We start from the raw sequence: 25154 nt of genomic DNA on the forward strand, positions 1-25154 counted from the left end.
CTCTGAGAGGAACAACGGTGAGCCCGACCCGGGTGAGTGCCAGCGAGAACCCGCTGCGCGACGACCGTGACCGCAGGCTGCCCAGAATCGCCGGCCCCAGTGGCCTCGTGATGTTCGGGGTCACCGGCGACCTGGCCCGCAAGAAGCTGATGCCGGCCATCTACGACCTGTTCAACCGGGGCCTGCTGCCGCCCGGTTTCTCCCTGGTCGGCTACGGCCGCCGGGACTGGTCGGACGCCGACTTCGCCGAGCAGGTCCGGGCGTCCGTGAGCCGGTACGCGCGGACCCCGTTCCGCACCGAGGTGTGGGACCAGCTGGCCGAGGGCCTGCGGTTCGTGCAGGGCAACTTCGACGACGACGCGGGGTTCGACCGGCTGGCCGAGGTGCTGGCCGAGCTCGACACCACACGCGGCATCGGCGGCAACTACGGTTTCTACCTGTCCATCCCGCCGGGCGCGTTCCCGGTGGTGACCAAGCAGCTGGCGCGTTCGGGCCTGTCCGAGCAGGACGGTGATTCCTGGCGCCGGGTGGTGATCGAGAAGCCGTTCGGCCACGACCTGGACTCGGCGCGTGAGCTGAACGAGGTCGTGGAGTCGGTGTTCCCGCCCGACTCGGTGTTCCGGATCGACCACTACCTGGGCAAGGAGACGGTCCAGAACCTGCTGGCGCTGCGGTTCGCGAACCAGCTGTGGGAACCGATCTGGAACGCCCACTACGTGGACCACGTGCAGATCACGATGGCGGAAGACATCGGGATCGGCGGCCGGGCCGGGTACTACGACGGCATCGGCGCGGCGCGTGACGTGATCCAGAACCACCTGCTCCAGCTGCTCGCGCTGACCGCGATGGAGGAGCCGATCTCGTTCGACGCCAAGGATCTGCGGGCCGAGAAGGAGAAGGTGCTCTCCGCCGTGCGGGTTCCCGCCGACCTGGACTCCGCCGCCGCGCGGGGCCAGTACTCGAAGGGCTACCAGGGCAACGAGGCGGTCATCGGCTTCCTCGAGGAGGACGGCATCGCGCCGGACTCGATCACCGAGACCTTCGCCGCCATCCGCGTCGACATCGATACCCGCCGCTGGGCCGGGGTGCCGTTCTACCTGCGGGCCGGCAAGCGCCTGGGCCGCCGCGTCACCGAGATCGCGGTGGTGTTCAAGCGGGCGCCGTTCCTGCCGTTCGACAACACCGCCACCGGCGAGCTGGGCCAGAACGCCATCGTCATCCGGGTTCAGCCGGACGAGGGCGTGACCATCCGCTTCGGGTCCAAGGTGCCCGGCACGGCGATGGAGGTCCGCGACGTCAACATGGACTTCAGCTACGGCGAGTCGTTCACCGAGTCCTCCCCCGAGGCCTACGAGCGGCTGATCCTCGACGTCCTGCTCGGTGACCCGCCGCTGTTCCCCCGGCACGAGGAGGTCGAGCTCTCCTGGAAGATCCTCGACCCCTTCACCAAGCACTGGGAGACGACCGGCAAGCAGCCCGAGGCCTACTACCCCGGCCAGTGGGGCCCGGCCTCGGCCCACGACATGCTGGCCCGCGACGGACGTAGCTGGAGGGTCCCGTGATCGTCGACCTGCCGAACACCACCACCAACGAGGTCAGCAAGCGCCTCGTCGAGGCCCGCGGCGAGAGCGGAGCGGTGGCCCAGGGCCGGGTGCTCACGCTGATCCTCGTGGCCGACGAGGCCAACGCCGACGACGCCATCGGCACCGCGAACGACGCCAGCCGGGAGCACCCCTCCCGCGTGCTGGTGATCGTGCGCGGCGCCACCGAGGGCGACTCCCGGCTGGACGCGCAGATCCGGGTCGGCGGTGACGCCGGTGCCGCCGAGGTGGTGGTGCTGCGCCTGTTCGGCGAGCTGGCCAACCACGGCTCGGCCCTGGTGACGCCGCTGCTGCTGCCCGACGCGCCGGTCGTGGTCTGGTGGGCCGGCGAGCCCCCGGCCGACCCGGTGACCGAGCGGATCGGCACGATGGCCACCCGCCGCATCGTCGACAGCTCCAAGGCCGCTGACCCGGTGGCCGCGCTGTACCAGCTGGCCTCGGTGGCCGCCCCCGGCACCACCGACCTGTCGTGGAGCCGGCTCACCCGCTGGCGGGCGCTGCTCGCGGCGGCGCTGGACCAGCCGCCGTACGAGGAGGTCACCTCGGCCACGGTGAAGGGTGCCGCGGACAAGCCGAGCGTGGAGCTGATGGCCGCCTGGCTGGCCTACGCCCTGGACTGCCCGGTGACGATCGAGCACACCGAGCCGGGCACCGGCATGGTCGGCGTCACGCTGACCCGCGCCTCCGGCGACATCTCGATCGTGCGGGAAGACGGCACGGTGGCCACGATGACCCAGCCCGGTCAGCCGGAGCGCCGGGTCGCGCTGCACCGCCGCACCGACGTGGACTGCCTGACCGAGGAGCTGCGGCGCCTGGAGGAGGACGAGCTGTTCGCGGACGTCCTGGCCCAGGGCATGCCGAAGCTGCGCGAGGGGGCTTCCGCATGAGTGAGCCGGAGAAGATCGTCCTGGCCGACGGTGAGCAGCTGGCCGCCGCCGCGGCGGCCCGGCTGATCACCGTGCTCGTCGACGCGCAGGCCGCCCGCGGCCACGCGCACGCCGTGCTCACCGGCGGCTCGAACGGCGGGGCGCTGCTCAAGGCCGTCGCGGCCTCCCCCGCCCGGGACGCCGTGGACTGGGCCCGGGTGGACCTGTGGTGGGGCGACGAGCGTTTCCTGCCGGCCGGTGACCCGGAGCGCAACGAGACGCAGGCGCGCGAGTACCTGCTCGACGCCCTGCCCCTGGAGCCGGGGAGGGTGCACGTGATGGCGCCCTCCGACGGCGAGTTCGGTGACGACGTGGACGCCGCCGCGGCCGCCTACGCCGCGGAGCTGGCCGGTTTCGGTTCCGCCGTGCCGGCTTTCGACGTGCTGATGCTGGGCGTCGGCCCGGACGGGCACGTCGCGTCGCTGTTCCCCGGGCACCCGGGCTACGCGGTGACGGAGGGCACGGCGATCGCCGTGCGCGAGTCGCCGAAGCCTCCGCCGGTGCGCATCTCCCTGACCCTCGGCGCCATCGGTGCCGCGCGTCAGGTGTGGCTGCTGGCCGGTGGGGCGGGCAAGGCGGACGCCGTGGCCGGGGCCCTGGGTGACCAGGACCTGCCCGCCGGTGCGGTGCGCGGCACCGAGCGCACGCTGTGGCTGCTCGACGAGGCGGCCGCCTCGAAGCTGTAACCGCTTGCGAACAAGGGACGGCGCCAGGCTCTGAGAGCCTGGCGCCGTCCCTTTGGCGTCCCCATCCGCCTGACCACCCGGGTGACCATCCAGCGGTCGGTGACCCGGGTGCCGTCCCGGCGGCCGGGCACGTACAGTCCGTGCCTGATGAGCATCCTTTTCCTCCCCTTCGACCGCACCGACGTGCCTGGCCCGGTCCGGGAGCTGGTACCGGCCGCGACGCTGGAGCGCTGGTGCGGCGCCGACCGCTCGGCGTCCCGGCCCCGGCTCGTGGTCGCGACCGCCGGCCACACCGACACCGGCACCGGTGGCACCTGGACGGCAGTCGCCCTGGTCACCGCGCGCCCGCACACCGCGTCCGTGAAGATCGTGGGGGCGGCCGGGGAGCCCACCGCGATCGACGCCGTGATCGAGGCGATCGCCGCCGACGCCGTCGAATCCGGTGCGGTGCAGCTGAAATGGGAGGGTGAGCCGGCCGGTTCGGCCCACGGCTTCGTGCCGATGAGCCCGCCACTGCCGTCCGGCCCGGGCACCGGCACGCAGGCTACCGGGCTGGTGCGCTGGCTGGTACCCGACGTCACGCTGCACCCGACGCCGTACTACGCGCAGACCACCCTGGTCTCCTGCGGCGCTGTCACCGCGCTGTCGGCGGCGGCCGCGGTCACCGGCGACGACCTGACCCTCGACGCCGACGGCGAGGTCGCCTTCTGGCAGGAGGCCACCAATCATCCGGCCTGCGAGCCGGTCGGTCTCGGGGTCGCGCTCGCCCGACGCCACCCCGAGCTGGCCGTCACCGTCGCCCTGGACACCGACCGGCCGGTGATCCTGGAACACCTGGACGGGCAGGAGCGGGACTGGCGTGCCGCCCTCCAGCGCGAGTCCCGGCGGGCGGCAGCCGATCTCGGAATCCCGGTCGAGGCGGAACGGCTGCGGCTGCCCGATCTCGCCGGGGCCGTGCGGGCCGGGACGGGCGCCCTGCTCCTGATCGACCTCACCCTGATGCGCGGCCTGCCGTTCCCGCACTGGGTGCGCTGCACCGGCACGGCCGGCGACACCGTGGTGCTCGACGACCCGTCCGTCGATCCGGCCCTCGGGGAGAGCTGGGTGGACGGCCATCTGCTCCCGGTCGGTGTCGCCGACCTGGACGCGATGGCCGCGTTCGGGGCCGGGGGCTATCGCGGGGCGGTGCTCGTCCGGCGCAGGTCGAACAGCTGACAACGAAGGACGACGCCGGGCCGTGACGGTTCTCGTCGTCCTTCGTTCGCCCCCGCCGGCGACAAGAACTGGCCCGAACGGACGACACCCGCACCGACCACTCAGCCCGAAAATGCTCCCGGGGAGTGGATTCCCCCGCCGATCACGAAATCTCGTGGACACAATGGGGACTCACGGTGAAGTGGGGGCGTTCATGCCTGATCACGGTTCCAGTCGTCCGCGGCGCGGGGCGCCGATCCTCGCCATGGCGGCGGCGGTGCTGGCCGCCACCCTGGCCTCCGCGCTGCTCGGTCCGGCCGCGAACGCCGCGGACAACGCCACCGACGTGCCGCTGCACCCGGCCCCGCAGGTGAACCTGAGCATGCTGGGCGGCTCGGACAGGGGCTACGCGGTGCAGATGGAGAAGCCGATCCCGGGCCGCTGGGGCGTGTACACGGGTGGGCCGGGCGACCGGCTGACCGAGCGGACGGTCGCCGTGCCGCAGGACCGGCCCTGGGACGCCACCTATCTCGGTGTGGTGGGTCAGCAGCTCGGCTACGTGGTCGACTTCCCCGGCACCGTGACCCGTTACGAGATGCACCGGCTGAACGTGCTCACCGGCAACGACACGGCGCTCGGCACGGTGACCACCCGGCCGGTGGCCTTCACCGCGGACAGCTGGCTCAGTTTCAGCGACGGCTGGCTGGTGTCGACCCGGTTCGCCGACGGCACGGCGACCCGGGTGGCCGAGACCGGCACGATGTGGCACGTGGAGCTCACCACCAACGGCATGCTGATCGAGACGACGAACGACGCGCGCAGCGAATGGTACCTGGATCTGGTCGATTTCGACTCCGGCACCCGCAGGCGCGTGGCCACCGAGGCGCAGATCTACCAGTTCAGCGTCTCCCCCACCACGATGGTCTGGACGGCGAACCCCGAGGTGGGCAAGCCTCAGGTGGTGAAGGTGCAGGACCGTTCGTCCGGGCAGCTGTTCACCTACCTGGAGACCGACGACTACGCCGACGCCACGCCCAAGGTGGCCGGTGACCACGGCGCGGCCTACGTCGTCCCTCGGGTGGACTCCTGGAAGCTGCGCACCGTCACCCCCTCCGGGGTGGTGAGCACGGTCGACCTGCCGGATTACGCGGAGGGACTGGCCGCGGACGGCCCGCGGTGGCTGCTCGGCGTTCGCGGCCGCACCGGGGACGCCGGGGTCTGGGCGGTGCGCGACGGCGCGGCCGCCCAGGTGGCCACGGTGGCGGCACCGGACACCGGCGTCACCGGGATCTCGTTCGCCGCCGGGCGGATCTACTACGCCGACAACGCCACCTACGACGACGGCACCACCCCGCTCGACCTGAGTGCCCCGATGTCGGTCTGGTCGCGGCCGGTGACCGGCCTGGGCGCACCGGTGCTGGGTGACGAGACCGAGCTGGAGCAGCGCAGTGCGCACCTGCTCGGCGACTCGTCCCTGAGCATGTCGTTCTCGGCCGGCCGCGGCGTGGTCAGCGGTGTGGTCACCGGATCGCAGTTCACCTGGCGGCTTCTCGACCGCGGCAGGACCACGGCCACCGTGCGGCAGCCGTTCTCGTTCCAGCCCACCGGGGAGTACGACACCCGCTACCCGAACGTCTCCGGCCCTTACCTGGTGGCGGCCGGTCACGTCTACGATCCGGGCGGCAAGCTGCTGTACTCCCGGCCCGGGGCGGCGTCCGGCGAGATCGGCTACCACGACGGCAACGACGACCTGTACGGGCCCCGGCTGATCTACACCCGCGACGCGAAGAAGTCCGGTTACCAGGACATCTGGCTGCGCGACCTGGACCGGCCGAAGTCCGCGAGCAACCCGGGCCGGCTGGGCAGCGTCAAGGTGAGCTCACCGAAGGTGGCGATCTGGGGCAACACCGTGGCCTGGCAGTCCGGCTCGCGCGAGATCAGCCTGCGCACTCTGTCGTCCACCAAGGTCCGCAAGGTGAGGATCACCGGGCCGCTGGTCGAACTGACGCTGGGTGAGGGGGTTCTGGCCTGGAACGCGAACGCCAAGACCTACGCCCTGAGCACGGTCAGCTCCACCTCCGTTCCGTGGGCCCTGGCCGCGGCCGGCCGCACGATCCGGGTGGACGACCACTACCTGGCCCGCCGGGTCAGCACCGGCGCCGTCGTGGTGTACCGGATGTACACCGGCGACTACCACCCCCGGCTCATCGGTACCTTCGCGCCGGCCGGGTTCACCCCCAACGGCGACGGCCGGGCCGACACCTGGAACCCCCAGTTCGACCTGTCCAAACCGGTGGACGACGTGCAGCTCGTCGTCCGCAGCACCAAGACGGGTTCGGTGCTGCGCACCCTGACCGGAACCGGGCCGGACGGCAGCATCCGGGACCTGGCGTTCGACGGCCGCAACGGCAGCGGTAAGCCGCTGGCCAACGGCACCTACAGCTGGCAGCTCACGGCCTCGGCGAAGGACGGGGAGGGCGCGGTGATCGGGATCCGTGGTGAGAAGAAGGTGACGGGGACGGTGAAGATCGGCAAGGTCGGTTCCTGACCTCCTGCACGACAGCTCTTTTCAGCGTTCCGCCCGGCGCACCGGTTCGCCGGGCCGGTTTCCGGCCGCGCGTGCTGCTGGAGGCCGACGACGCGTCCACCGTGCGCGACTACGTGGCGGCCGGGCTGGGCATCGCGATCCTGCCGGCCGACGGCTCGGCCGACCCGCGCATCGCCACCGTGCCGATCGACGACGAGGGGGCGGTACGCCAGATGGGGCTCACCTGGTACTCCGGGGCCAGCCTCAGCGCCACCGCCCGCGACTTCGCCGAGCACACCCGGCAGCTCAACCGGCGCTACCCGGGCTGGGCCGACCTGGTCTGAACCGGCCCGGCCGGTAAAGTTCAAGAACCGCGCCCGGCCGGCCGATCCACCGGACATGCCGCCCGCGACCGACCTCCCCGGCGACGCCCTCGCCGTCGCCCGCATGGCCTCCGGGATCCTGCATCTCGACGACTCCTCGGCCGCCCTCGACGCCGCGGGAAACCTGCTGCACAAGGCCATCGCCCATCTGGAGGACGACGACGAGCCCGGCGCGCGCACGTTCGTCGCCCGCGCTCTCCAGTTGCCCTACGACGAGCACGAGGACATCCGCCCCGCCCTGGACTGGCTCCAGCTGGAGATGTCGAACCGGCTCACCGAGGAGGTCGAGCTGGCCGCCGAGGGCGACTCGCGCTGGCTGGAGCGGGTCGGCACGCTGCTGTCCGAGGTCTCCGGCCCGGCCGCGGCGGTGGTGCGCAGCTCGCTCCACGACGTCCGTTCCGACTTCTCGTTCCCGCACCGCGAGGAACGGCGGCTGGCCCGGCTGATCGAAGGGCAGCCGCACGCCGGTGAACCGCTCGCCGAGATCGAAGGCGCGGACGAGCTGGCCGAGGCGGTGGTCGAGGTGCTGCGGGCACTCAGCCGGCAGGCCGAGCTACTCGCCCGCGACCTGCGCCCGGTGCCACTGCACCCCTGAGCCGCCCACTCGCCCGCCCCCTGACCCGCTGCTGACCTGCCCACTGATCTGCCCACCCGTCAGGCCTGCACACCGGTGTCCCGTTCGCCGGGCCGGATCCCGGCCGCGCGCGGATCGGGCCGGGACCATAATGAGGCGGCGACAACGGGCCCGAACGGTCAAGAACGGCATTCAGCGGCCGATGTCCTCAGCAGGTGGACCAGTGGAAGGGCACGGGGTGATGGAGGCGGACCGGCCCCGCGACGACCTCGCGCCACGCACCGGGCTGGCCGCCGAGCTCGCGGCGCTCGACGAGGTGGTCGGCTTCGATCCCGGCCGCGCCCTGCTGACCGCGCAGCAGCTCCAGGCCCGGGCCGAGGCGCTGGGCGATCACGACGCCACCGTCAGCGCGCTGCTCTGGCAGGCGGAGGGGCACCAGCGCAACGGCGATCCGGCTCGTTCGGCGTCCATCGTCAATCACGTGCGCGACGACCTCACCCCGCTGAACCCCGAGCACATGGTGCGCGCGGCCTGGCTGATGTCGCGGGTGCACACCGATCTGGGCGACCGGCCGACGGCGCTGGAGATGGTGATGGACGCCGTCACCGCGTTCACCGACGACGTGCCGCGCCGCCTGCGCACCCGGGTGCTGATCAAGGTCGGCGACCTGCTCGACGAGCTCGGCGCGCACGAGGACTCGCTGATCTGGTACGGCAGGGCCGAGGAGATGGCGGCCGGTGACGGGCGCATGCACATGCTGGTGGTCAACAACCGGGCCTACGGGGCGCTGGAGGCCGGCGCCGCCGAGGAGGCCCTGGCCCAGGCCCGGCTGCTGATGGCGCTGAGCACCCGTTACCAGCGTCCGCTGAACGCCGACGCGCTCGACACGGTGGCCCGCATCCACCTGCTGCGCCGCGACCCGGAGGCCGCCGTCCTCACCGCCCGGCAGGCCGTGGACGCCGCGCAGCAGATGGAGACCAAGGTCGCCGACGCGCTGCCGGAGTACCTGCTCACCCTGGCCACCGCGCAGCGCGAGCTGGGCAGCACCGAGGTCGCCGCCGCCACCCTGGAACGTGCCCGGTCGCTGTGCGGCGAGGACTTCGCCCACACCAAGGCCCGCATCCTGGAGGAGGAGGCCGAGGTGCAGGCCGCGCTGGGCGACTACAAGGCGGCGTTCGAGACGCACAAGGCGTTCCACGCGGCCGTCCAGAAGCAGCTGTCGCAGCAGCGGGAGGCACAGGCCAGGGCGCGGCAGACGATCTACGAGACGATCACCGCGCGGGAGGAGGCGGCCCGCTACCGCGAGGAGGCCCGCCGCGATCCGCTGACCGGCCTGCGCAACCGGCTGTTCGTGGAGGAGCGGCTGCCCGGCCTGCTGGAGGACTGGCGGCCCGGCGCCGGTGTGCTCAGCGTGGCGCTGCTCGACCTGGACCACTTCAAGTCGGTCAACGACACGTTCTCGCACGAGGTCGGCGACGAGGTGCTGCGCATCGTCGCACGGCTGCTGGAGGCCGCCGCGCAGATGCCCGGTCCGGGCTCGTTCGCGGCCCGGCTGGGCGGCGAGGAACTGCTGCTGATCCTGCTCACCGACGACCGGGAGAGTGCCCACCGGGTGGTCGACGGCCTGCGCACGTCGGTCGAGCAGTACGCATGGACGACGATCACACCGGGACGCATCGTCACGCTGAGCGGTGGTCTGGCGTGCGCCGTGCCCGGCGACACCCGGTCCAGCCTGATGGCCCGCGCCGACTCCCAGCTCTACGCCGCGAAATCGGCCGGGCGCAACCGGATCTGCACCGACTGAGAGCTCCTCCGGCGAAGCCGCCGCGAGCCCGGCGATCGGCCGGACCGGTTCACACCGATGAGTTCGGGCGCCGGCCGCGGTCGGAATCGGTATGACCACGACACGATCGGCAACGCCACCGGTGGTTCCCCGGCACGAGTGGCAGCGGAATCTCGACGACCTGCTGGTCGAGGAGAAGCGGCTGACCCGGGCGCTCGACGCCCTGGCCGCCCGGCGCCGTCGCCTGCCGATGGTGGCGATGGGCGACTACACGTTCGCCGGGCCGGACGGCCCGCTCACGCTGGACGACCTGTTCCAGGGGCGCGGCCAGCTGATCGTGTACCAGTTCATGAACACCGGGCCGGACTCGTTGTGCCCCGGCTGCGTCACGATGATGGACAACGTGCCGCACCTGGATCACCTGAACCGGCGTGACATCAGCTGGCACATGGTGTCGAACATCCCGATCGAGCGGCTCACCGGGCTGGCCGCACGGTTCGGCTGGCTGTTCCCCTACGCCTCCAGCGCGGGCACCACGTTCAGCGCCGACTGCGGCGCGGGAGACGGTTTCGGCCTCAGCGCGTTCCTGCGCACGCCCGGCGGCGTGCACCAGACCTACTTCACCACCAGCCGGGGCGCCGACCGGTTCCGGTTCGACTTCAGCATGATGGACATCGCCCCCTTCGGGCGCGGCGAGACCTGGGAGGACTCCCCCGAGGGCTGGCCGCAGACCCCGCCCTACGAGTGGTGGCGGCCCCGGGACGAGTGAGCCGGCCGCGCCCGCACCGGAGGGGATGCGGGCGCGGCCTCTCAGGCCTCGGCCAGTTTCACCCCGGCCGCGCGGATCGCCTCCGCGTCAGCCGGGGCCAGCGCCGAATCAGTGACGACGAGAGACAGGTCGCCCAGCTCGCAGACCCGGTACATGCCGAACCGGCCGTACTTGGAACTGCCTGCCACCAGCACCGATTCGGTGGCGGCGGCCATCGCGGCGTGCTTCACGGCCACCTTGTCGGGGTAGGGGGTGGTCACCCCGCGGCGCAGGTCCCACGAGCTGCTGGAGATGAACGCCACGTCGAGGGCGATGCGCTCCAGCACCGCGGTGGCGAGCACCCCCACGCTGGAACGGTTCTGCCGGTCCACCGCACCGCCCACGTGGATCACCTCGATGTCGGCCTCGGAGACGAGCAGATCGTCGACGATCGCGAAATCGTTGGTGACGACGGTCATCCCCCGCAGCTCGACCAGGTGCGGCACCAGCTGGGCGATGGTGGTGCCGGCGTCGAGGTACACGGTCATCTGCTCGGTGAGCACCTCGGTGGCGGCCCGCGCCGCCATGGCCGCCTTCTCGGCCGGCTCCACCATCGACTTGTCGAGCCGCGACGCCTCGGCGGCCAGGTGCCGGCTGCCCGGTGCCCCGGCGATGCGCACACCGCCGGGCACCGGCACGACCCGGCCCTCCCGCTCGAGGGTGGCGATGTCGCGGCGCACCGTCATGTGCGACACCTCGAGCAGGTCGGTGAGCTGGTGCACCGACAGCACCCGCTCGCGCTGTAGGTGTTTCAGCAGCAACTCGCGACGCTGATCCGGGATCAGCGGGGTGTCCGTGGTTTCCTCACTCATCTCAATGGGTCAGTTGATCAGATGATCGCGTCGAGCACCAGAACACCGACCAGACCGATGAGCGACTGGATGCTGAGGAACAGCGTCCAGGTGCGGAAGGTCTGCTTCACCGACAGCTGGTAGAACTCCTTGAACAGCCAGAACCCGGAGTCGTTGACGTGCGACAGCATCACCGAGCCGGAGGCCGTGGCCAGCACCAGGAGTTCCGGCGACAGGGTCGGGTCGGCGGCCAGCAGCGGCGCCACGATGCCGGTGGCGGCGGTGGTCGCGACCGTGGCCGAGCCCAGGCAGATCCGCAGCAGGGCGGCGACCAGCCAGGCCAGCGCGACGGCCGGGATCGACCAGTTGCCGGCGTGGTCGGCGATGATCGCGTCCACCCCGGTGGCCGTGAACATCTGCTTCAGCGCGCCACCCGCACCCAGGATCAGGATGATCGGGCCGACGGCGCTCAGGCCCTTGCCCGACATCTTGTTCAGCTGGGCGGTGGAGTAACCGCTGCGCAGGCCGAGGGCGAAGAACGCGAACACGACGGCGATCAGCAGCGAGATGATCGAGTCGTTCAGGGCCTCGAACACGTTGTAGGGCGCGGTGCCCTCCGCGGTGTTCGCCGTCCCCACGGTGCCGATGAGCATGAGCACGGGCGGCAGCAGCACCGAGATCAGGCTCAGCGCCAGCGAGACCGGCCGGCCGGAACGCTCCGGCTCCACGTCGGTGACCGGCGCCGGGCCGGCGTCCAGGTCGGGGGCCGGGCCGAACCAGCGCTTAGCGAACCGGGTGAACAGCGGGCCGCAGACGATCGCCGTGGGCACCGCGATGATCAGGCCGTAGGCGATGGTCAGGCCGGTGTTGGCGCCGTACGCGCTGACCGCGGCGGTGGGTGAGGGGTGCGGGGGCAGCAGGCCGTGCGACACGTACAGACCGGCCGCCAGCGGCAGGCCGACCCACAGCAGGTGCACGTTGCGGCGGCGGGCCACGGTGTACACCAGCGGCGCGAGCATCACGAAGCTGACGTCGAAAAGGTGCGGCAGGCCGATGATCACGGCCGCCACGCAGATCAGCGACGGAATCCAGGCGACCGGGCGCTGACCGAGGAACGAGTCCACGATCTTGTCGGCGCCGCCGGAGCCGAGCAGCAGGCTGCCCAGCACCACACCCAGGCCGATGGTCGGCGCGGTGCCACCCAGGATCGAGCCCACGCCGTCCTTGAAGGCATCGATGACCTCGCCGGGGGTGAGCCCGTTGACCAGGCCGAGCCCGATCGCCGTGATCGACAGCGCGAGGAACGGGTTGAGCTTCAGCCGGGTGATCATCAGGATCAGCACGACCACGGCGGCGAATGCCCAGATCAGCGAGACCACTTCGGCGCTCATGCGCGCAGGCCGTTCGTCCAGGCGTCCACCAGGCCGGCGTCGGCGTCGGCCAGGTCGGCGAAGGTGACCAGCTCGCCGGCCTTCACGTCGCGGGCCAGGGTGGCGTGCGCGGCCAGGTAGAACGGCGCGGTGTCGTCCGGGGCGTCCTCGATCGCCAGCATGACCGGGTCCACACCGTCGATCTCGTGGTGGTGCCCGCCCATCGTCAGCACGGTGCCGGCGGGCAGGTCGGTGCGGGCGCGCCCGGCCATCACGGCGTTCTGGCGCGGGTTCTCGACGCCCGAGCCGACCCCGAGGCGCACGGCCGACAGCAGCGAGATCGCGGTCTCCACACCCATCACGTGGTAGGGCAGGTACAGGCAGGCGTACTTGCCGTCCTTGCTCACCACGTGGCCCTTGCCCTCGAGCAGCTTCCAGGTCCCGGCGTCGCCGGTGCGCACCACGGCGAACACGCCGCCCGCGAAGCTGGCCTCGTCGGGACGCCGGAGCACGGTGAACACGTCCACCACGCCGGGCTTTCCGAGGATTCCGCCGTCCTCACGCAGGCTGTAGACGTCGGCGAGCTCACTGATCCGGGTGAGCGGGTAGTGCAGCGGCTCGACGTCGGGCACGAAACCGCCGTGCGTGGTGACGACGGACATCTCGCACGGGTCGGCGGCCGCGCGCAGCTTCAGGCTCTTCACCGTCTCGGCGCGCTTCAGCAGGGTCTGGCCGATGTCGTCGCCGAGCGTCATCAGGCCCGGCAGGTCACCCGCGGGCACGGTGGTGTCGAGGTAGCGGATCTCGTCGCCGTCCAGCACCACGTCGTACTCGCCGGACTTGCCGACGGCCACGATCTCCAGGCCGAGCGTGCGCACCCAGCTGATCAGGGCCAGCAGGTTCGCGGGCTGGTCGCCGTCCGCCGGGGTGTAGACCACGTCGTGCGCGGCGGCGACGCGGGCCAGCTCGACGCCGGTGACCGAGTCGACCTCCTTGCTGACCATGGCGACGTGACGGCCGGCGGTCAGGGCGGCACGGGCCATCCGGTAACCGTGGGCCGGGCTGCCGGTGCCCTCGACCAGGATGTCGAACCGTTCCGGGTCGAGCAGGTCCGCGCCGGGCACGATGGCGATCTTCCGCGCGTCCGTCCGGGTGAGTTCGTCGGCGGTACGGCAGATCACCAGGTCGTCCGCGTCGTAACCGAGCTCTAGGCAGAGCGCGTGGACCTTCTCCGGGTCCACGTCGCAGAGCACGGAGGGGTGTAGGGCGTCGATCAGCAGCGTCTGGGCGAGGAGGGTACGACCGAATCCGCCACCGGCCCCGGAGAGGGCGTAGCGGACGACTGCCGGACCGTGCTGTGAGAGCAGCAACCCGAGGTTCATGGTGTTCCTAACCAGAAGATCGTTCGGGCCGCCGAGGGTGAGACCTCGACGGTGAGGTGTTGCCCGAAGCTAACCACGATTCACATCAGCGTCAACTGGTGTAACTTCGTTTCACACATCCTCTCATCGACTTCTTGGAGGGACGCGTGCTCGGCGCCATTGCCGATGACTTCACCGGCGCGACCGACCTGGCGATGACGCTGGTCGCCCGCGGTTTCCGCACCGTGGTGTCGATCGGCGTCCCCGGTCACGAGCGGATCTCCGCCCTGGCTGCTCCTGACGGGCAGACCGGCGCGGGGGCCGACGCGGTGGTCATCGCCCTGAAGACCCGCACCATCGAACCCTCGGCAGCCGTGGCCGCGAGCCGCAACGCTCTGCGTGGGTTGCGCCAGATGGGTGCGACGAGGGTCTACGACAAGTACTGCTCGACGTTCGACTCGACGCCGCGCGGCAATATCGGCCCGGTCCTCGACGCCCTGGCGGCTGATCTGGAAACGACGATCACGGTCGTCGTCCCCGCGTTCCCGGACGCGGGGCGCACCGTGGTCGACGGGCAGCTGTTCGTGCACGGCACGCCGCTGGCCGAGAGCCCGATGCGGCATCATCCGCTCACGCCGATGACCGATTCCGACGTGCCGCGGCTGTTGTCGGCGCAGAGCACGGCTGCGGTGTCGCTGATTCCGCTGGAGACGGTGCGGGCGGGGGTGACCGCGGTGCGGGCGGCGCTGGAGGCGGCCGGGGCTGGTCCGGGTGCCAGGGCTGGTTCTGCTGCGGGTTCGGGTTCAGGGGCGGGTGCGGGTCTGCGGGCCTTCGTGGTTGATGCCGAGACCGAACACGACCTCGCCGTCATCGCCGAGGCCACCGCGGATCTGCCGCTGGTCACCGGTGGTTCCGGCCTGGCCCTCGGGTTTTCCGGACCCGGCACTCCCCCGGTGATGCTGCCCACGCGGCCGGGGCCGCGCGCGGTGCTGGCCGGCAGCGCCTCGTCGGCCACCCGGGGCCAGATCGCGCACGCCCGTTCGCGGATGCCGCACCGTCGGCTCGACATCGACGCCCTGCGTGCCGATTTCGCCGGAACCGTGGCCGGGCTCGTGTCATGGGCCCGCGATCAATGGCTCGTGGACGACGAAAAGCCCGTCCTCGTCTACGCCGTCGGGGATCTGGCCGATGTGCAGCCCGCCACGGACCCCGGTGAGGTGCCCGCCGCCGATCTGGTCGAGCAAGCGCTGTCGCAGTTGGCGTCGGACTTCGCCGACGCCGGATGCCGTGAGCTGATCGTGGCCGGCGGCGAGACCTCCGGGGCCGTGGTGTCCGCGCTGGGCGTGCGGGAGCTGGTGATCGGGCAGCCGGTCGCTCCCGGGGTGACCTGGGCGAGCGGGGACTCCCGCGGCCGGGTGATGAATCTGCTGCTGAAGTCGGGCAATTTCGGGGCCGAGGATCTGATGAGCGGGGCATGGACGGTGCTGGCATGACTTCGGGTGAAGCGTTGGAACCGGTCGGGGTGACCGGCCCGGCGGAGCGGGTGGCGCGCGAGCAGCTGGTCGAGACCGGCCGCCGCCTGGTCGAACTGGGCCTGAGCCCGGGAACCTCGGGCAACATCAGCGTGCGGGTCGGGACGACGATGTTCATCACCCCGACCAACGTGTCGATGGGCGAACTCGACCCGGACCACCTGGCTGTGCTGAGCATCGACGGTGAGCACCTCGACGGCCCGCGCCCGTCCAAGGAGTTCACGCTGCACGGCGCCTTCTACCGCCGCACCCCCGACGCCGGCGCGGTGGTGCACCTGCACAGCGTGAACGCCGTGGCCGTGGCCTGCCTGGAGCCGTGGTCGGACGCCAGCGCGGTCGGCCCGATCACCCCGTACTTCGTGATGCGGGTCGGGCAGACACCGCTGATCAGCTACGCCCCGCCCGGCGACAAGGCCCAGGCCGACGAACTGGAGGCCCTGGACCTGCCGTTCCGCGCGGCGCTGCTGGCCAATCACGGATCGGTGGTGGCCCAGGCCGACCTGACCTCGGCCATGAACGCCGCCATCGAGCTCGAAGAGGCTTGCAAGCTGACACTTCTCACGAACGGTCAGAGTCCTCGTCTGCTCTCCCCCACCCAGGCGTCGGAGCTGGCGTCGAAGTACGGCAGCTACTGGGGCTGACCGGCGAGCTGCTGGCCGAGGGCGGCTGATCCGTCATTGCGGCGCCGCCTCCGGCCGCACTATCACCGGCCGCACCACCCCTGGCCGCACCACCCCTGGCCGCACCACCCCTGGCCGCACCACCCCTGGCCGCACCACCATCGGCCGCACCGCCCCTGGTCGCACCACCATCGGCCGCACGGCCGCTGGTCGCACCACCATCGGCCGCACCGCCCCTGGCTGGAACGTGCGATTCGGTCTCATGTCTGGTCGTTCCTCGATCACACCTTGAGCCGATCCTCCTCCAGCTGGCGGAAGTGGTCGATGGTGGCGCGCAGCCCTTCGGCCAGGTCGACCCGGGGCGCCCAGCCGAGCACCCGCCGTGCCAGGGTGACCTCGGGACGGCGCACGCTCGGATCGTCCTCCGGCCGCTCCACCATCACGATCGGGCTGCTGGAGCCGGTCAGGTCGCGGATCATCACAGCCAGGTCGAGCATCGAGATCTCCTGTGGGTTACCGATGTTGATCGGCCCCGGGTGCCGGCTGAGCATCAGCCGCCAGATGCCCTCGACCAGATCGTCCACGAACTGGATCGACCTGGTCTGTGAGCCGTCACCGGCCACGGTGATCGGTTCGCCCGCCAGCGCCTGCCGCACGAAGGTGGGCACGGCCCGTCCGTCGTGCGGGTTCATCCGCGGACCGTGGGTGTTGAAAATGCGGGCGATCGACGTGAGCACCCCGTGGGTGGTGCGGTAGGTGACCGTGAGAGCCTCGGCGAACCGCTTGGACTCGTCGTACACCGCCCGCGGGCCGACCGGGTTGACGTTGCCGAAATAGGTTTCTGGCTGCGGGTGCACGAGCGGGTCGCCGTAGGCCTCCGAGGTCGAGGCCAGCACGAACGAGGCGCCCTTGAGCCGGGCGAGTTCCAGGGCGTTCAGGGTGCCGATCGAGCCGACCTTCAGCGTCGCGATCGGCATCTGGAGGTAGGAGACGGGCGAGGCCGGTGAAGCGAAGTGCAGGACGGTGTCGACCCGCCCGGCCACCCGCAGGTACTCGCTGACGTCGGTGTCGAGCAGTTGGAAGGCCGGTCCGGCGTCGAGCAGGTGCTCGACGTTCTCAGAGCTTCCGGTGCAGAAGTTGTCGACGCAGACCACTTCGTGGCCCTCGTGGAGCAGACGCTCGCACAGGTGCGATCCGAGGAAACCCGCACCCCCGGTGACGACCACGCGCGGCCGTGCCGCGGCCTTGTTCATGGGTCCGTCCTCACTGACGTGTCGGTGTGAAGTGTTCGAGCCGGGCGCAGGCCTCGTCGAGCACAGCCTGCTGCTTGGCGAAGCAGAAGCGCAGAAGCCCGTCGCCGGCGTCGTTCTGGTAGAAGGCGCTGCCCGGAACCGCGGCCACCCCGGCTTCCCGCACCAGCGAGAGGGCTGCCTGGCGGGAGGTGGTATACCCCCAGCCGGTCACGTCGGCCATGACGTAGTAAGCGCCTTCGGGCACGATGGGCCGGGCCCCGATCCGGTCGAGAACGCCGCACAGCTGATCGCGCTTGCGCTGGTAGTCGTCGGCCAGGGCGGTGAAATACGAGGGTGGGAGGCCGAATCCGGCTGTCACCCCGTGTTGCAGCGGAGTCGGTGCGCAGACGTAGTACAGATCGTTGACCAGGTTGATCGCCCGGGCCAGCGGCGCCGGTGCCGCGACGTAGCCGAGCCGCCAGCCGGTGATGCTGAACGTCTTCGACAGACCCGAGATAGTGACGGTGCGGTCGTGGAGAGCGCCGACGGTCGCGGGTGAGATGTGCGGGCGGCCGTCGAAGCGGATGTACTCGTAGATCTCGTCGGTGATCACGAGCAGGTCGTGCCGGTGCGCCACCCGGGCCACGGCCTCCAGCTCGGCCCGCGAGAACATCCGGCCGCTGGGGTTGGCCGGGGTGCAGATGACGAGGGCGCGGGTGTTCGCCCGGACCGCGTCTTCCAGCGCCTGCTCGGTCAGCTCGAAGCCGGGCGCCCGCAGGGTGACGAACTGCGGCTCCAGACCGGCGATCACCGCCGAGCTGCGGTGGTACCCGTAGAAGGGTTCTGTGAGCAGGATGCCGTCACCCACGTCGAGCAGGGCGTTGACCGTCGCGGTGAAAGCCCCTGTGGCACCCACGGTCACGACGATCTCGTGGTCGGGGTCGGTGGTGATGCCGTTGTGGTGCTGGAGTTTGGTGGCGATCGCCTGCCGGAGGCCGATGTCTCCCTCCGGATAGCTGTAGGTGCTCAGACCGGCGTCCACCGCGGCCTTGGTGGCCTCGGCCACCGGCAGCGGGGTGGGCAGGTCGCAGATGCCCTGGGCGAGGTTGATCGCGCCGTGCCGGTCACTTTCCCGGCTCATCGCGCGGATGTCCGACAGCTCCAGCCCGTCGAGACGCCGGGACCGGGAGACACCCCGGCCCGCCGACCCCGTGTGCCGCTTCTCAGCCGTGGTTTTGAGACGTGCGTCGACATCATTCTGGGTGAACGGCATGTGTGGTCTCCTGTTTCGGGCATCGACTGCTTCGCGTCCGGTGCTTCGCGTCCGGTCGGAGTGCGGTGCGCTCATCGCATGAAAAGTCCGCCGTTGCAGTCGATCGTCTCGCCGGTGACGAAATCGCTGTCGACGAGAAACCTCACCGTGCGCCCGACGTCCGTGACGGTTCCGGACCGCTTGAGCGGGGTGCTCTCGATGAACTGCCTCATCTTGGCCTCGGACGTGACCCGCTCGTGGAACCGGGTGTCGATGATCCCCGGCGCCACGGCGTTGACCCGGACCGTGGGGGCGAGTTCCTGGGCCGCGCCACGGGTGAAGCTGTCGATCGCCGCCTTCGACGCACCGTAGGCGGTGGCCGACGGCGCTCCGTGGCGCATCGCGATCGACGTCATGTTGACCACGCAGGGGTTTTCGCCACCCCGCAGCAGGTCGGTACACAGACCGGTGAGCCGCATGGTGGAGAACGTGTTGAGCGCGAAACTGGTTTCGAGGTGCCGCCAGGTGAGATCACCGACGGCCTGGCGCTCCACCATGCCGCCGGCGTTGTTCACCAGAACATCGAGGCGGGAGAAGATCCGCTGCACCTCTTTCACCAGGGCCACGCAACCGTCGTCGGTGGTCAGGTCGGCCTCGAACAGCGAGACGCTGCGGCTCACGCCGGCCAGCTCGGCCTGGAGTTCCGCGGCGGCCGCCCGGGAGGTGTGATGGTGGAGGAGCAGGTCGTTGCCCGCGGCCAGCTGCCGTGCCACCTCCGCCCCGATTCCTGAACCGGCACCGGTGATGAGGATCGACTTGGCCATCTGTCTCACGCGTCCCCGTGGTCGTGACCGGACTCCGCGGCGCCGGGCCAGGCCGGCCCCGGACCACCCACCCGGGCCGGATCACCCACCCGGGCCGCAGCGCTGCCGGCGAATCCTGGCGGAAAGCCGTGAGCGAGCAGCTCCGGCACCTTCATCGCCCGGGCGTGCTCCGTGGACCGGGCCAGCGCGGTGGCCGGGTCGCGCGCCCACGACGGCGTCTCGTCCCAGCACGGACGGCTGCCCTGCGCCAGCACCTCCGGCACCTCACCGGGCGACAGATGGCCGCGATCGGCCGAACGGCGCAGTGCCAGGCCCAGTTCGGTGCGGGCGTTGACCGCGCACATGGTCCACTTGGGCAGCACGGTCATGCTGGCGCCCGGCCCCAGGTCGAAGACGCCGATGTTCCGACGCACCCGCGAGTCCGACACGGTGTTGATCGCGATCTTCAGGTAGGTGCCGAGGATCTGCGAACGGGCCAGCTCGGGGTAGAACTCCCGCAGCCGCTCCAGTGTCCGGGCGGCACGGGCCGGCGCCTCCGGGTGCCCGCTGCTCAGATACTCGCGGTAGGCCGAGGGCGGAGCCCCGGTCTCCGGGTGCATGACCTCGTTCATCACGTGCGCCGCCGGCGGGTGGTAGATCATGGCCACCGCCGGGCTGAGCGGGCTGAGCATGCCGCCGTACGCGTCTTCCAGCTTGAGACAGGTGAAGTTCTTGTCGGTGCCCTCGGGCAGATCGACATACAGAATCTCGCGCAGGGCCATGAAGAGCCGCGGGAACGCGACCGCCGGATTCAGCCGCTTGGCCACGGCGAAAGCCGCTGTGCCGCAGCACAGGCTGATCTGGTCGGCGACGATCACCTGCCGCGAGCCGGCGGAATCGGCCGTCACCTCGTACCGCCCGTCGGAGCGGGTGGTGACCGAAGTGACCCGGGTGCCGGCCCGGAAGTCCACACTCGCCTGCCGCAGTTCCCACTCCAGCACGGTCGCGACCAGCACCGGATTCATCCCGCGCTGCGGCGTCAGGAACGCGGAGGCGACGTCGTTCACCCCCTCGACCGTCGGGATCTCCCGGCAGATGGCCGCCGGATCCCCGAAGACCGCGTTCGCCTCGTCCTCCGCGCAGCGCTGGGCGTAGTGCGACTCCAGCACCTTCATGTTGCTACGGCACTGGGCGACGATGTCGTGTCCGTCGTCCATCATGCTCTGGGACGCGATGATGCGGCTGTAGGTCTTTCCGCCGTAGATGAATTCGGGGAAGAAACGTTCGTTGACGATGCGGCCGTCGAGGCAGTCGCGGGCGCTGCGTGGGTCGAACGGGTACTCGGCGCCGCTGTGGTTCTCACTGACGATGTTGCTGGTCTCGGTGCAGATCGGATGGGTCAGCGTGGAGCGCGCCTCCTGCTGCTCGCAGAGGATGACCTCGTACCCGGCCCGGCTGCGCATGATGGCCGAGATACAGCCGGCGACACCGCCACCGATGACGACGTGCACTTCCCGGCGCTTCATTCGAGACCTTCTCCCTGGCCGATGGTCGCGTACTTGTCACGCAGCGAGCGCAGGGCCGAGGCCACGCCCCGGACGTCTTGCTCGGAGTGGTTCGCCGCCAGGCACAGGCGCAGCTGAGCCGAGCGCCGCCGCACGATGGGGAAGAACACCACGGATGCGAAGTAGCCTGCATCCAGTAGCTCTTCGCCGGCCGAGAGCGCATCCGCCTCGTCGCCGATCGGGACCATCCGGATCGGGCTGAACGGCAGCGACTGCCCCATCAGCTCGTCGAACAGGGCCACCCGGTCTCGCAGTTGCCGCTGGAGCGGCGGGACGGCGCCCTGACGGTGCAGTTCCACCACGGCCCGGCAGGACTCGACGGCCTGGAAGGTCTGCGCGGCCGAGAACGAGTAGATCTGGCCGTAGGAGCGCACCAGCCGCTCCCAGCGTTCGTCGGGCACCAGTAGCCCTCCGCCGTAGGCACCGAAACCCTTGGACAGGGAGAAGGTGAGGATCAGCCGGTCGGAGTGGCCGCCGTCGAGGGCGCTCAGCATCAGGCCCTCACCGCGCTCGCCGAAGATGGTCATGCCGTGCGCGTCGTCGACGTAGAGGTAGAAGTCCAGTTCCTCGGCCAGGGCGACGAGTTCACGCACCGGTGCCAGGCCGCCCATCGAGTAGATGCCGTCGGCCACGTAGACCGGCGTCTCACCTCGCTGTCTCGCCGCGACCACCTCGGACCGGAGCGCATCCAGCGAGTTGTGCGGCACGGTCAGCACGGTCGCCTCGGTGGCCAGCACCGGTTTGAGGTACTGCATGGAGGAGTGCGCGAACTGGTCGAAGATGAGCGTGACCGCGGGCGGATCGGATTCGTTGATGAGTACCCCGCTGGCCAGCAGCGGCATGATCGAGATGTGTGCCGCCGAGGTGGAGGGGAACGTGATCACCCGCCCCCGGTAGAGCTCGGACAGATCTTCTTCGAGCTGCCGCTGCGGCTCGATCGAGAACCGCGAGCGCGCACAGCAGAAGTTTGAACCCCACTGTTCGCCAACGGATTTGGATGCCCTGATCACAGCTGGATGGAGATCCAGCCCGAGATAGGAGCAGTTGACGAACTCGACGACCTCACGCCCGCCGGGCAGGGTCACCTGCTTGCCGTCACGCCCCACGATGCTGACCTGCATGAGATTGCTGTTGATGGCCCGGGCATAGTTCGCCGTGGATTCACGGACCATGAAGGGCGTGTTCCGAAGCCTGCTGCCACGCGCGGTCGACGTCATCGAGATCCCCCGAACGATGAAAGATGCACCACCCCCGACAGCCTCGGCTGCCACCGGCGCACGAGACGAGCGCCCGGGTGCGTAGTTCAGTAGACGCCATCCGCCAGAGCTAATCAAGAGGCATGAATGAATTCACGGCCCGCTCTCTGCATCACCCCTCACCTGAGCGCACATCAGCTGCCAGGCAGCAGGATTCACCTGCGCGCCGACGGGATGCCCATCTTTGGATGACACGCATCCATGGCCATCACATGCGACACGCATTGGTGCACTTCCGAATTCATGAAAGCCATGGAAACACTTTCGAATTGCACGATCTGATGAATCCTTCAGCGGGCGATTCAAAATCGCTCTTTTGCAAGCCATTTGATTCGTGGTTCACCAAATACTTTACGCTGCAAGCAGGGCTGTGGCCATGGACTCGTCGCTCTCCCCTTCGAAGGACCGAACCGAAGGAGTGTCGTGCCGGTGAACCAGGGGGTCCGGCCGGTGACGGAAAGGCTCCGGAAGACTCGCCCCGTCCTCACTCTGCCCCCGGCACCGGAGGCAACGAAAGTGACACCGCTGGAAGGCGAGGTCTCCGATCAGGATGCCGCCCGGGCGGCGGTATCGCCCTGCGGATCGCGTCCGACAGCGGCACCGCGAAGATGCCGGCATGACAGGCCGGCTCATGACCGAGCCGCGCCTTGCCGGTGACCCGATGGGAGGCACCGTCCGAACCGGAACCTCAGAGCGCGGAGCCGGACGACTCAGGCGCACACAGCTCGGCCGGGCTGCCACCTACCCGGCGCACCTCGCCGAGGCCACCACAGGTCCCGCCGCGCCCAGCACCTCCGAGCCGTCCCAGGCCGGCACACGCCCCCTCCGCCCGCCCACCGACGATGCGACGGGGAGCACCCCGCCCCTGGTCCGGAAGGGACGATCACACGGAGCACCGCCCAGCCGCACGCGAGGTCGTCCGCCCCGCGACGAAAGCGGCCCCTTCCACAACCGCCCGACGCCGTCGAGGTCAGGACCCCGAACGACAGGACCGATGCCCCGCCCCCAGGGGTCCGGCTACCCGGGCAGAGGACACGGAGAAGGAGCACAAGGTCACGGGGACCCGGCTTGCGTCGTCTTCAATTCTGCCCTCAGCCCGCCAGGAGGGGCCGCACCTCCTGACCCAGAAAACGGATGAATCCCTCGAGGTCGGGCTCGTCGGACGTGGGCTGAAGGATGACCGTGGTGCAGCCGGCCTGCCCCAGCCGGCGCACGTCGGCCGCGATGGTGGCCGCGTCTCCCGCGACCCCCGCCCCCGGACCGGGTTGCCGCCCCCAGAGCGGGAGTTCGGCGTCCACCCGGGCCTGAGCCCCCGGACCGGTGGCCGCGATCTGGCCCACCGTGACCTCGTGCGGCCCCCGCGCCCCGGGCTTGGGAGCGGCGACGTCGAGCACACCCTGCACGGTGCGGCGCAGAGCCTCCTGCTCCCCTGCCCAGCTGAGCATCGTGCCGTCACCGACCTCACCGGTGAGCCGAAGCGTCTTCGGGCCCTCGCCACCGACGTACAGCAGTGGAGGCTGGACCGGCGGCCAGTCGAGGGCCACCTCGTGCAGCTTGACGTAGATGCCGTCCACCGTGACCTTCTCGCCGTGCAGCAGACGGCGCAGCGCGGTCGCGTACTCACGCAGCAACGTCAGCGGGGAGGCAGCGCGATTGCCCACCTGCCCCATCCAGTCCTGCACGCCGTGCCCCACCCCCGGCATGAGCCGCCCCGGGAACATCCGCTCCAGCGTGGCGATCTCCATCGCCGTGAGGGCCACGTTGCGCAGCGGGGCGGGCATCAGGCCGATGCCGACGCGGATGCGCTGCGTCCAGGCCAGGGCCACGGCGGCGCTCGCCACACCGCTCTCCTTGAAACAGTCCTCCCACACCCAGAGCTCGTCGAGCCCCGACTCCTCGGCCGCGAGGACCAGGGACCGGAACCGCTCGGGCGGGACGACGGGAACGAAAGCGACGCCCAGCCGGGGTGAACCGGACGACGCCTGTGTCGTGCTGGTGCTGTGAGCCGTCGAAGTCATGGCCCACATCATGCCGCTCACCTACGACAAAACCGACGATCGGCCCCCGGCGATGCCGGAAGCCGATCGGAAGTGCGGAAAGTCGCGAGGACTCAGCGAATGATGCGGCGGGACCGCAGCGAGGCCAGAGCCTCTTCCAGGATCGCCTGGCCGTCCGCGTCGCTACGACGCTCCTTCACATACGCGAGATGCGTCTTGTAGGGCTCGTTCCGGGGCGGGGACGGAGGTGCCGAGCGGTCCTGACCGGCCGGGAAGCCACAACGCGGGCAGTCCCAGGTCTCCGGCGGCTGCACACCGGCCTCTTCCGAGAAGCTGGGCTTGGTCTCGTGCTTGTTCGCGCACCAGTAGGAAATGCGGAACCGCGGGGCTGTGTCACCCCGCTCGGCCTCACCCATGGGGCCCGCGCCAACTCGGCTACCGCGGATAGCGTTGCCACTCGCCACCGTGAATCCTCTCCTTCAGTACCCGGTCTCGCGCCGGTTGCAGGTGTGTCGTTCAGAACGCGTCGGGGAAGAACCTGTACATCAGGTTCAGCAGGACGACCACGATCGCCCAGGTCATGCCGATGGCGATCGTGAACCGGTTGAGGTTGCGCTCGGCGACCCCCGAGCTGCCCATGCTGGAGGACATGCCGCCACCGAACATGTCCGACAGACCACCGCCTCGCCCCTTGTGGAGGAGGATCAGCAGCGTCAGGATCAGGCTGGTGATGACGAGAAGCACCTGAAGGCTCAGGCGTAGCACGGACACGCGGACCTCTATCTCACTCGTTTTGGGGACGCAGTCTGGATCTGATGCAGTCTCAGTCACAGCGTAGGCGATGCGCGGCCCCTGATCGGACAGATCAGGGGCCGCGCGCCGCGTGATACGCG

At 70.4% G+C, this 25154-nt stretch carries 22 protein-coding genes; 11 read left to right on the plus strand and 11 right to left on the minus strand.

What is annotated here, in order from left to right; all coding sequences use genetic code 11:
- Positions 1–17 precede the first annotated feature (17 nt).
- The 9 genes from zwf to KIH74_RS07820 all read left to right on the plus strand — a co-directional run bounded on the left by zwf (position 18) and on the right by KIH74_RS07820 (position 10443).
- Positions 18–1562, plus strand: a complete 1545-nt coding sequence (gene zwf, locus KIH74_RS07780) for a glucose-6-phosphate dehydrogenase (RefSeq protein WP_308113642.1) — start codon at positions 18–20, stop codon at positions 1560–1562.
- Positions 1559–2488 carry a glucose-6-phosphate dehydrogenase assembly protein OpcA gene (locus KIH74_RS07785; RefSeq protein ID WP_214155127.1) on the plus strand — a complete coding sequence of 310 codons (930 nt, stop codon included), beginning with the start codon at positions 1559–1561 and terminating at the stop codon, positions 2486–2488. Before zwf ends, KIH74_RS07785 begins: the two co-directional genes overlap by 4 nt.
- Entirely contained in the window at positions 2485–3213 is a 729-nt protein-coding gene (gene pgl, locus KIH74_RS07790; protein ID WP_214155128.1) for a 6-phosphogluconolactonase, read from the plus strand. The genes KIH74_RS07785 and pgl overlap by 4 nt, the downstream gene beginning before the upstream one ends.
- A 147-nt stretch (positions 3214–3360) precedes the next feature.
- Positions 3361–4428, plus strand: a complete 1068-nt coding sequence (locus tag KIH74_RS07795) for a peptidase C39 family protein (RefSeq protein WP_214155129.1) — start codon at positions 3361–3363, stop codon at positions 4426–4428.
- Between the two features lie 193 nt (positions 4429–4621).
- Positions 4622–6955: a FlgD immunoglobulin-like domain containing protein gene (locus KIH74_RS07800; protein ID WP_214155130.1), complete on the plus strand. Its 2334-nt coding sequence runs from the start codon at positions 4622–4624 to the stop codon at positions 6953–6955.
- On the plus strand, positions 6952–7278 hold the full coding sequence (locus KIH74_RS07805; protein WP_281417763.1) for a LysR substrate-binding domain-containing protein: 327 nt from the start codon (positions 6952–6954) through the stop codon (positions 7276–7278). Before KIH74_RS07800 ends, KIH74_RS07805 begins: the two co-directional genes overlap by 4 nt.
- A 55-nt stretch (positions 7279–7333) precedes the next feature.
- Positions 7334–7912, plus strand: a complete 579-nt coding sequence (locus KIH74_RS07810; RefSeq protein WP_214155132.1) for a hypothetical protein — start codon at positions 7334–7336, stop codon at positions 7910–7912.
- A gap of 202 nt (positions 7913–8114) precedes the next feature.
- Positions 8115–9695, plus strand: coding sequence for a GGDEF domain-containing protein (locus KIH74_RS38430; protein WP_214155133.1), 1581 nt, complete (start codon positions 8115–8117; stop codon positions 9693–9695).
- Between the two features lie 91 nt (positions 9696–9786).
- Complete coding sequence (locus KIH74_RS07820) at positions 9787–10443, plus strand: DUF899 family protein (protein WP_214155134.1); 657 nt, start codon at positions 9787–9789, stop codon at positions 10441–10443.
- A gap of 41 nt (positions 10444–10484) precedes the next feature.
- On the opposite strand, the gene KIH74_RS07825 is transcribed toward KIH74_RS07820, so the two are convergent.
- From KIH74_RS07825 to KIH74_RS07835, 3 genes are read right to left on the minus strand one after another with little or no spacing between them, the layout of a single operon-like run.
- Positions 10485–11294: a DeoR/GlpR family DNA-binding transcription regulator gene (locus KIH74_RS07825; protein ID WP_214155135.1), complete on the minus strand. Its 810-nt coding sequence runs from the start codon at positions 11292–11294 to the stop codon at positions 10485–10487.
- Between the two features lie 17 nt (positions 11295–11311).
- On the minus strand, positions 11312–12664 hold the full coding sequence (locus tag KIH74_RS07830; RefSeq protein ID WP_214155136.1) for a GntT/GntP/DsdX family permease: 1353 nt from the start codon (positions 12662–12664) through the stop codon (positions 11312–11314).
- Positions 12661–14025 carry a hypothetical protein gene (locus KIH74_RS07835; RefSeq protein WP_214155137.1) on the minus strand — a complete coding sequence of 455 codons (1365 nt, stop codon included), beginning with the start codon at positions 14023–14025 and terminating at the stop codon, positions 12661–12663. Before KIH74_RS07835 ends, KIH74_RS07830 begins: the two co-directional genes overlap by 4 nt.
- A gap of 146 nt (positions 14026–14171) precedes the next feature.
- Between KIH74_RS07835 and otnK the strand changes: the two genes are divergently transcribed.
- Positions 14172–15497, plus strand: a complete 1326-nt coding sequence (gene otnK, locus KIH74_RS07840) for a 3-oxo-tetronate kinase (protein WP_214155138.1) — start codon at positions 14172–14174, stop codon at positions 15495–15497.
- On the plus strand, positions 15494–16177 hold the full coding sequence (locus tag KIH74_RS07845) for a class II aldolase/adducin family protein (protein ID WP_214155139.1): 684 nt from the start codon (positions 15494–15496) through the stop codon (positions 16175–16177). The genes otnK and KIH74_RS07845 overlap by 4 nt, the downstream gene beginning before the upstream one ends.
- Before the next feature lie 260 nt (positions 16178–16437).
- On the opposite strand, the gene KIH74_RS07850 is transcribed toward KIH74_RS07845, so the two are convergent.
- The 8 genes from KIH74_RS07850 to secG form a co-directional block, all read right to left on the minus strand.
- Entirely contained in the window at positions 16438–17409 is a 972-nt protein-coding gene (locus KIH74_RS07850; protein ID WP_214155140.1) for a UDP-glucuronic acid decarboxylase family protein, read from the minus strand.
- Between the two features lie 10 nt (positions 17410–17419).
- Entirely contained in the window at positions 17420–18661 is a 1242-nt protein-coding gene (locus KIH74_RS07855) for a pyridoxal phosphate-dependent aminotransferase (protein ID WP_214155141.1), read from the minus strand.
- Between the two features lie 71 nt (positions 18662–18732).
- Positions 18733–19464, minus strand: a complete 732-nt coding sequence (locus KIH74_RS07860) for an SDR family NAD(P)-dependent oxidoreductase (RefSeq protein ID WP_214155142.1) — start codon at positions 19462–19464, stop codon at positions 18733–18735.
- A 5-nt stretch (positions 19465–19469) separates the two neighbouring features.
- Complete coding sequence (locus KIH74_RS07865; RefSeq protein ID WP_214155143.1) at positions 19470–20969, minus strand: FAD-dependent oxidoreductase; 1500 nt, start codon at positions 20967–20969, stop codon at positions 19470–19472.
- Positions 20966–22225 carry an aminotransferase class I/II-fold pyridoxal phosphate-dependent enzyme gene (locus KIH74_RS07870; protein WP_281417738.1) on the minus strand — a complete coding sequence of 420 codons (1260 nt, stop codon included), beginning with the start codon at positions 22223–22225 and terminating at the stop codon, positions 20966–20968. The genes KIH74_RS07865 and KIH74_RS07870 overlap by 4 nt, the downstream gene beginning before the upstream one ends.
- Before the next feature lie 1130 nt (positions 22226–23355).
- A complete protein-coding gene (locus tag KIH74_RS07875; protein ID WP_214155145.1) occupies positions 23356–24282 on the minus strand; it encodes an LLM class flavin-dependent oxidoreductase in 927 nt (308 codons plus the stop codon).
- A 92-nt stretch (positions 24283–24374) separates the two neighbouring features.
- Positions 24375–24725 (minus strand): RNA polymerase-binding protein RbpA, encoded by a 351-nt coding sequence (locus tag KIH74_RS07880; RefSeq protein WP_214155146.1) that lies wholly within the window; start codon positions 24723–24725, stop codon positions 24375–24377.
- 52 nt (positions 24726–24777) lie between these two features.
- Positions 24778–25032 carry a preprotein translocase subunit SecG gene (secG, locus tag KIH74_RS07885; RefSeq protein WP_214155147.1) on the minus strand — a complete coding sequence of 85 codons (255 nt, stop codon included), beginning with the start codon at positions 25030–25032 and terminating at the stop codon, positions 24778–24780.
- Between the last annotated feature and the right edge of the window lie 122 nt (positions 25033–25154).

The organism is Kineosporia corallincola (assembly GCF_018499875.1).
Lineage (GTDB): Bacteria > Actinomycetota > Actinomycetes > Actinomycetales > Kineosporiaceae > Kineosporia > Kineosporia corallincola.

Bases quoted from the DNA above. Each gene is read 5' to 3' on its own strand.
- pgl (WP_214155128.1), top strand. From the start codon at position 2,485: ATGAGTGAGCCGGAGAAGATCGTCCTGGCCGACGGTGAGCAGCTGGCC.
- KIH74_RS07795 (WP_214155129.1), top strand. From the start codon at position 3,361: ATGAGCATCCTTTTCCTCCCCTTCGACCGCACCGACGTGCCTGGCCCG.
- KIH74_RS07800 (WP_214155130.1), top strand. From the start codon at position 4,622: ATGCCTGATCACGGTTCCAGTCGTCCGCGGCGCGGGGCGCCGATCCTC.
- KIH74_RS07810 (WP_214155132.1), top strand. From the start codon at position 7,334: ATGCCGCCCGCGACCGACCTCCCCGGCGACGCCCTCGCCGTCGCCCGC.
- KIH74_RS07820 (WP_214155134.1), top strand. From the start codon at position 9,787: ATGACCACGACACGATCGGCAACGCCACCGGTGGTTCCCCGGCACGAG.
- KIH74_RS07825 (WP_214155135.1), bottom strand. From the start codon at position 11,294: ATGAGTGAGGAAACCACGGACACCCCGCTGATCCCGGATCAGCGTCGC.
- KIH74_RS07830 (WP_214155136.1), bottom strand. From the start codon at position 12,664: ATGAGCGCCGAAGTGGTCTCGCTGATCTGGGCATTCGCCGCCGTGGTC.
- KIH74_RS07835 (WP_214155137.1), bottom strand. From the start codon at position 14,025: ATGAACCTCGGGTTGCTGCTCTCACAGCACGGTCCGGCAGTCGTCCGC.
- KIH74_RS07845 (WP_214155139.1), top strand. From the start codon at position 15,494: ATGACTTCGGGTGAAGCGTTGGAACCGGTCGGGGTGACCGGCCCGGCG.
- KIH74_RS07850 (WP_214155140.1), bottom strand. From the start codon at position 17,409: ATGAACAAGGCCGCGGCACGGCCGCGCGTGGTCGTCACCGGGGGTGCG.
- KIH74_RS07855 (WP_214155141.1), bottom strand. From the start codon at position 18,661: ATGCCGTTCACCCAGAATGATGTCGACGCACGTCTCAAAACCACGGCT.
- KIH74_RS07860 (WP_214155142.1), bottom strand. From the start codon at position 19,464: ATGGCCAAGTCGATCCTCATCACCGGTGCCGGTTCAGGAATCGGGGCG.
- KIH74_RS07865 (WP_214155143.1), bottom strand. From the start codon at position 20,969: ATGAAGCGCCGGGAAGTGCACGTCGTCATCGGTGGCGGTGTCGCCGGC.
- KIH74_RS07870 (WP_281417738.1), bottom strand. From the start codon at position 22,225: ATGACGTCGACCGCGCGTGGCAGCAGGCTTCGGAACACGCCCTTCATG.
- KIH74_RS07875 (WP_214155145.1), bottom strand. From the start codon at position 24,282: ATGACTTCGACGGCTCACAGCACCAGCACGACACAGGCGTCGTCCGGT.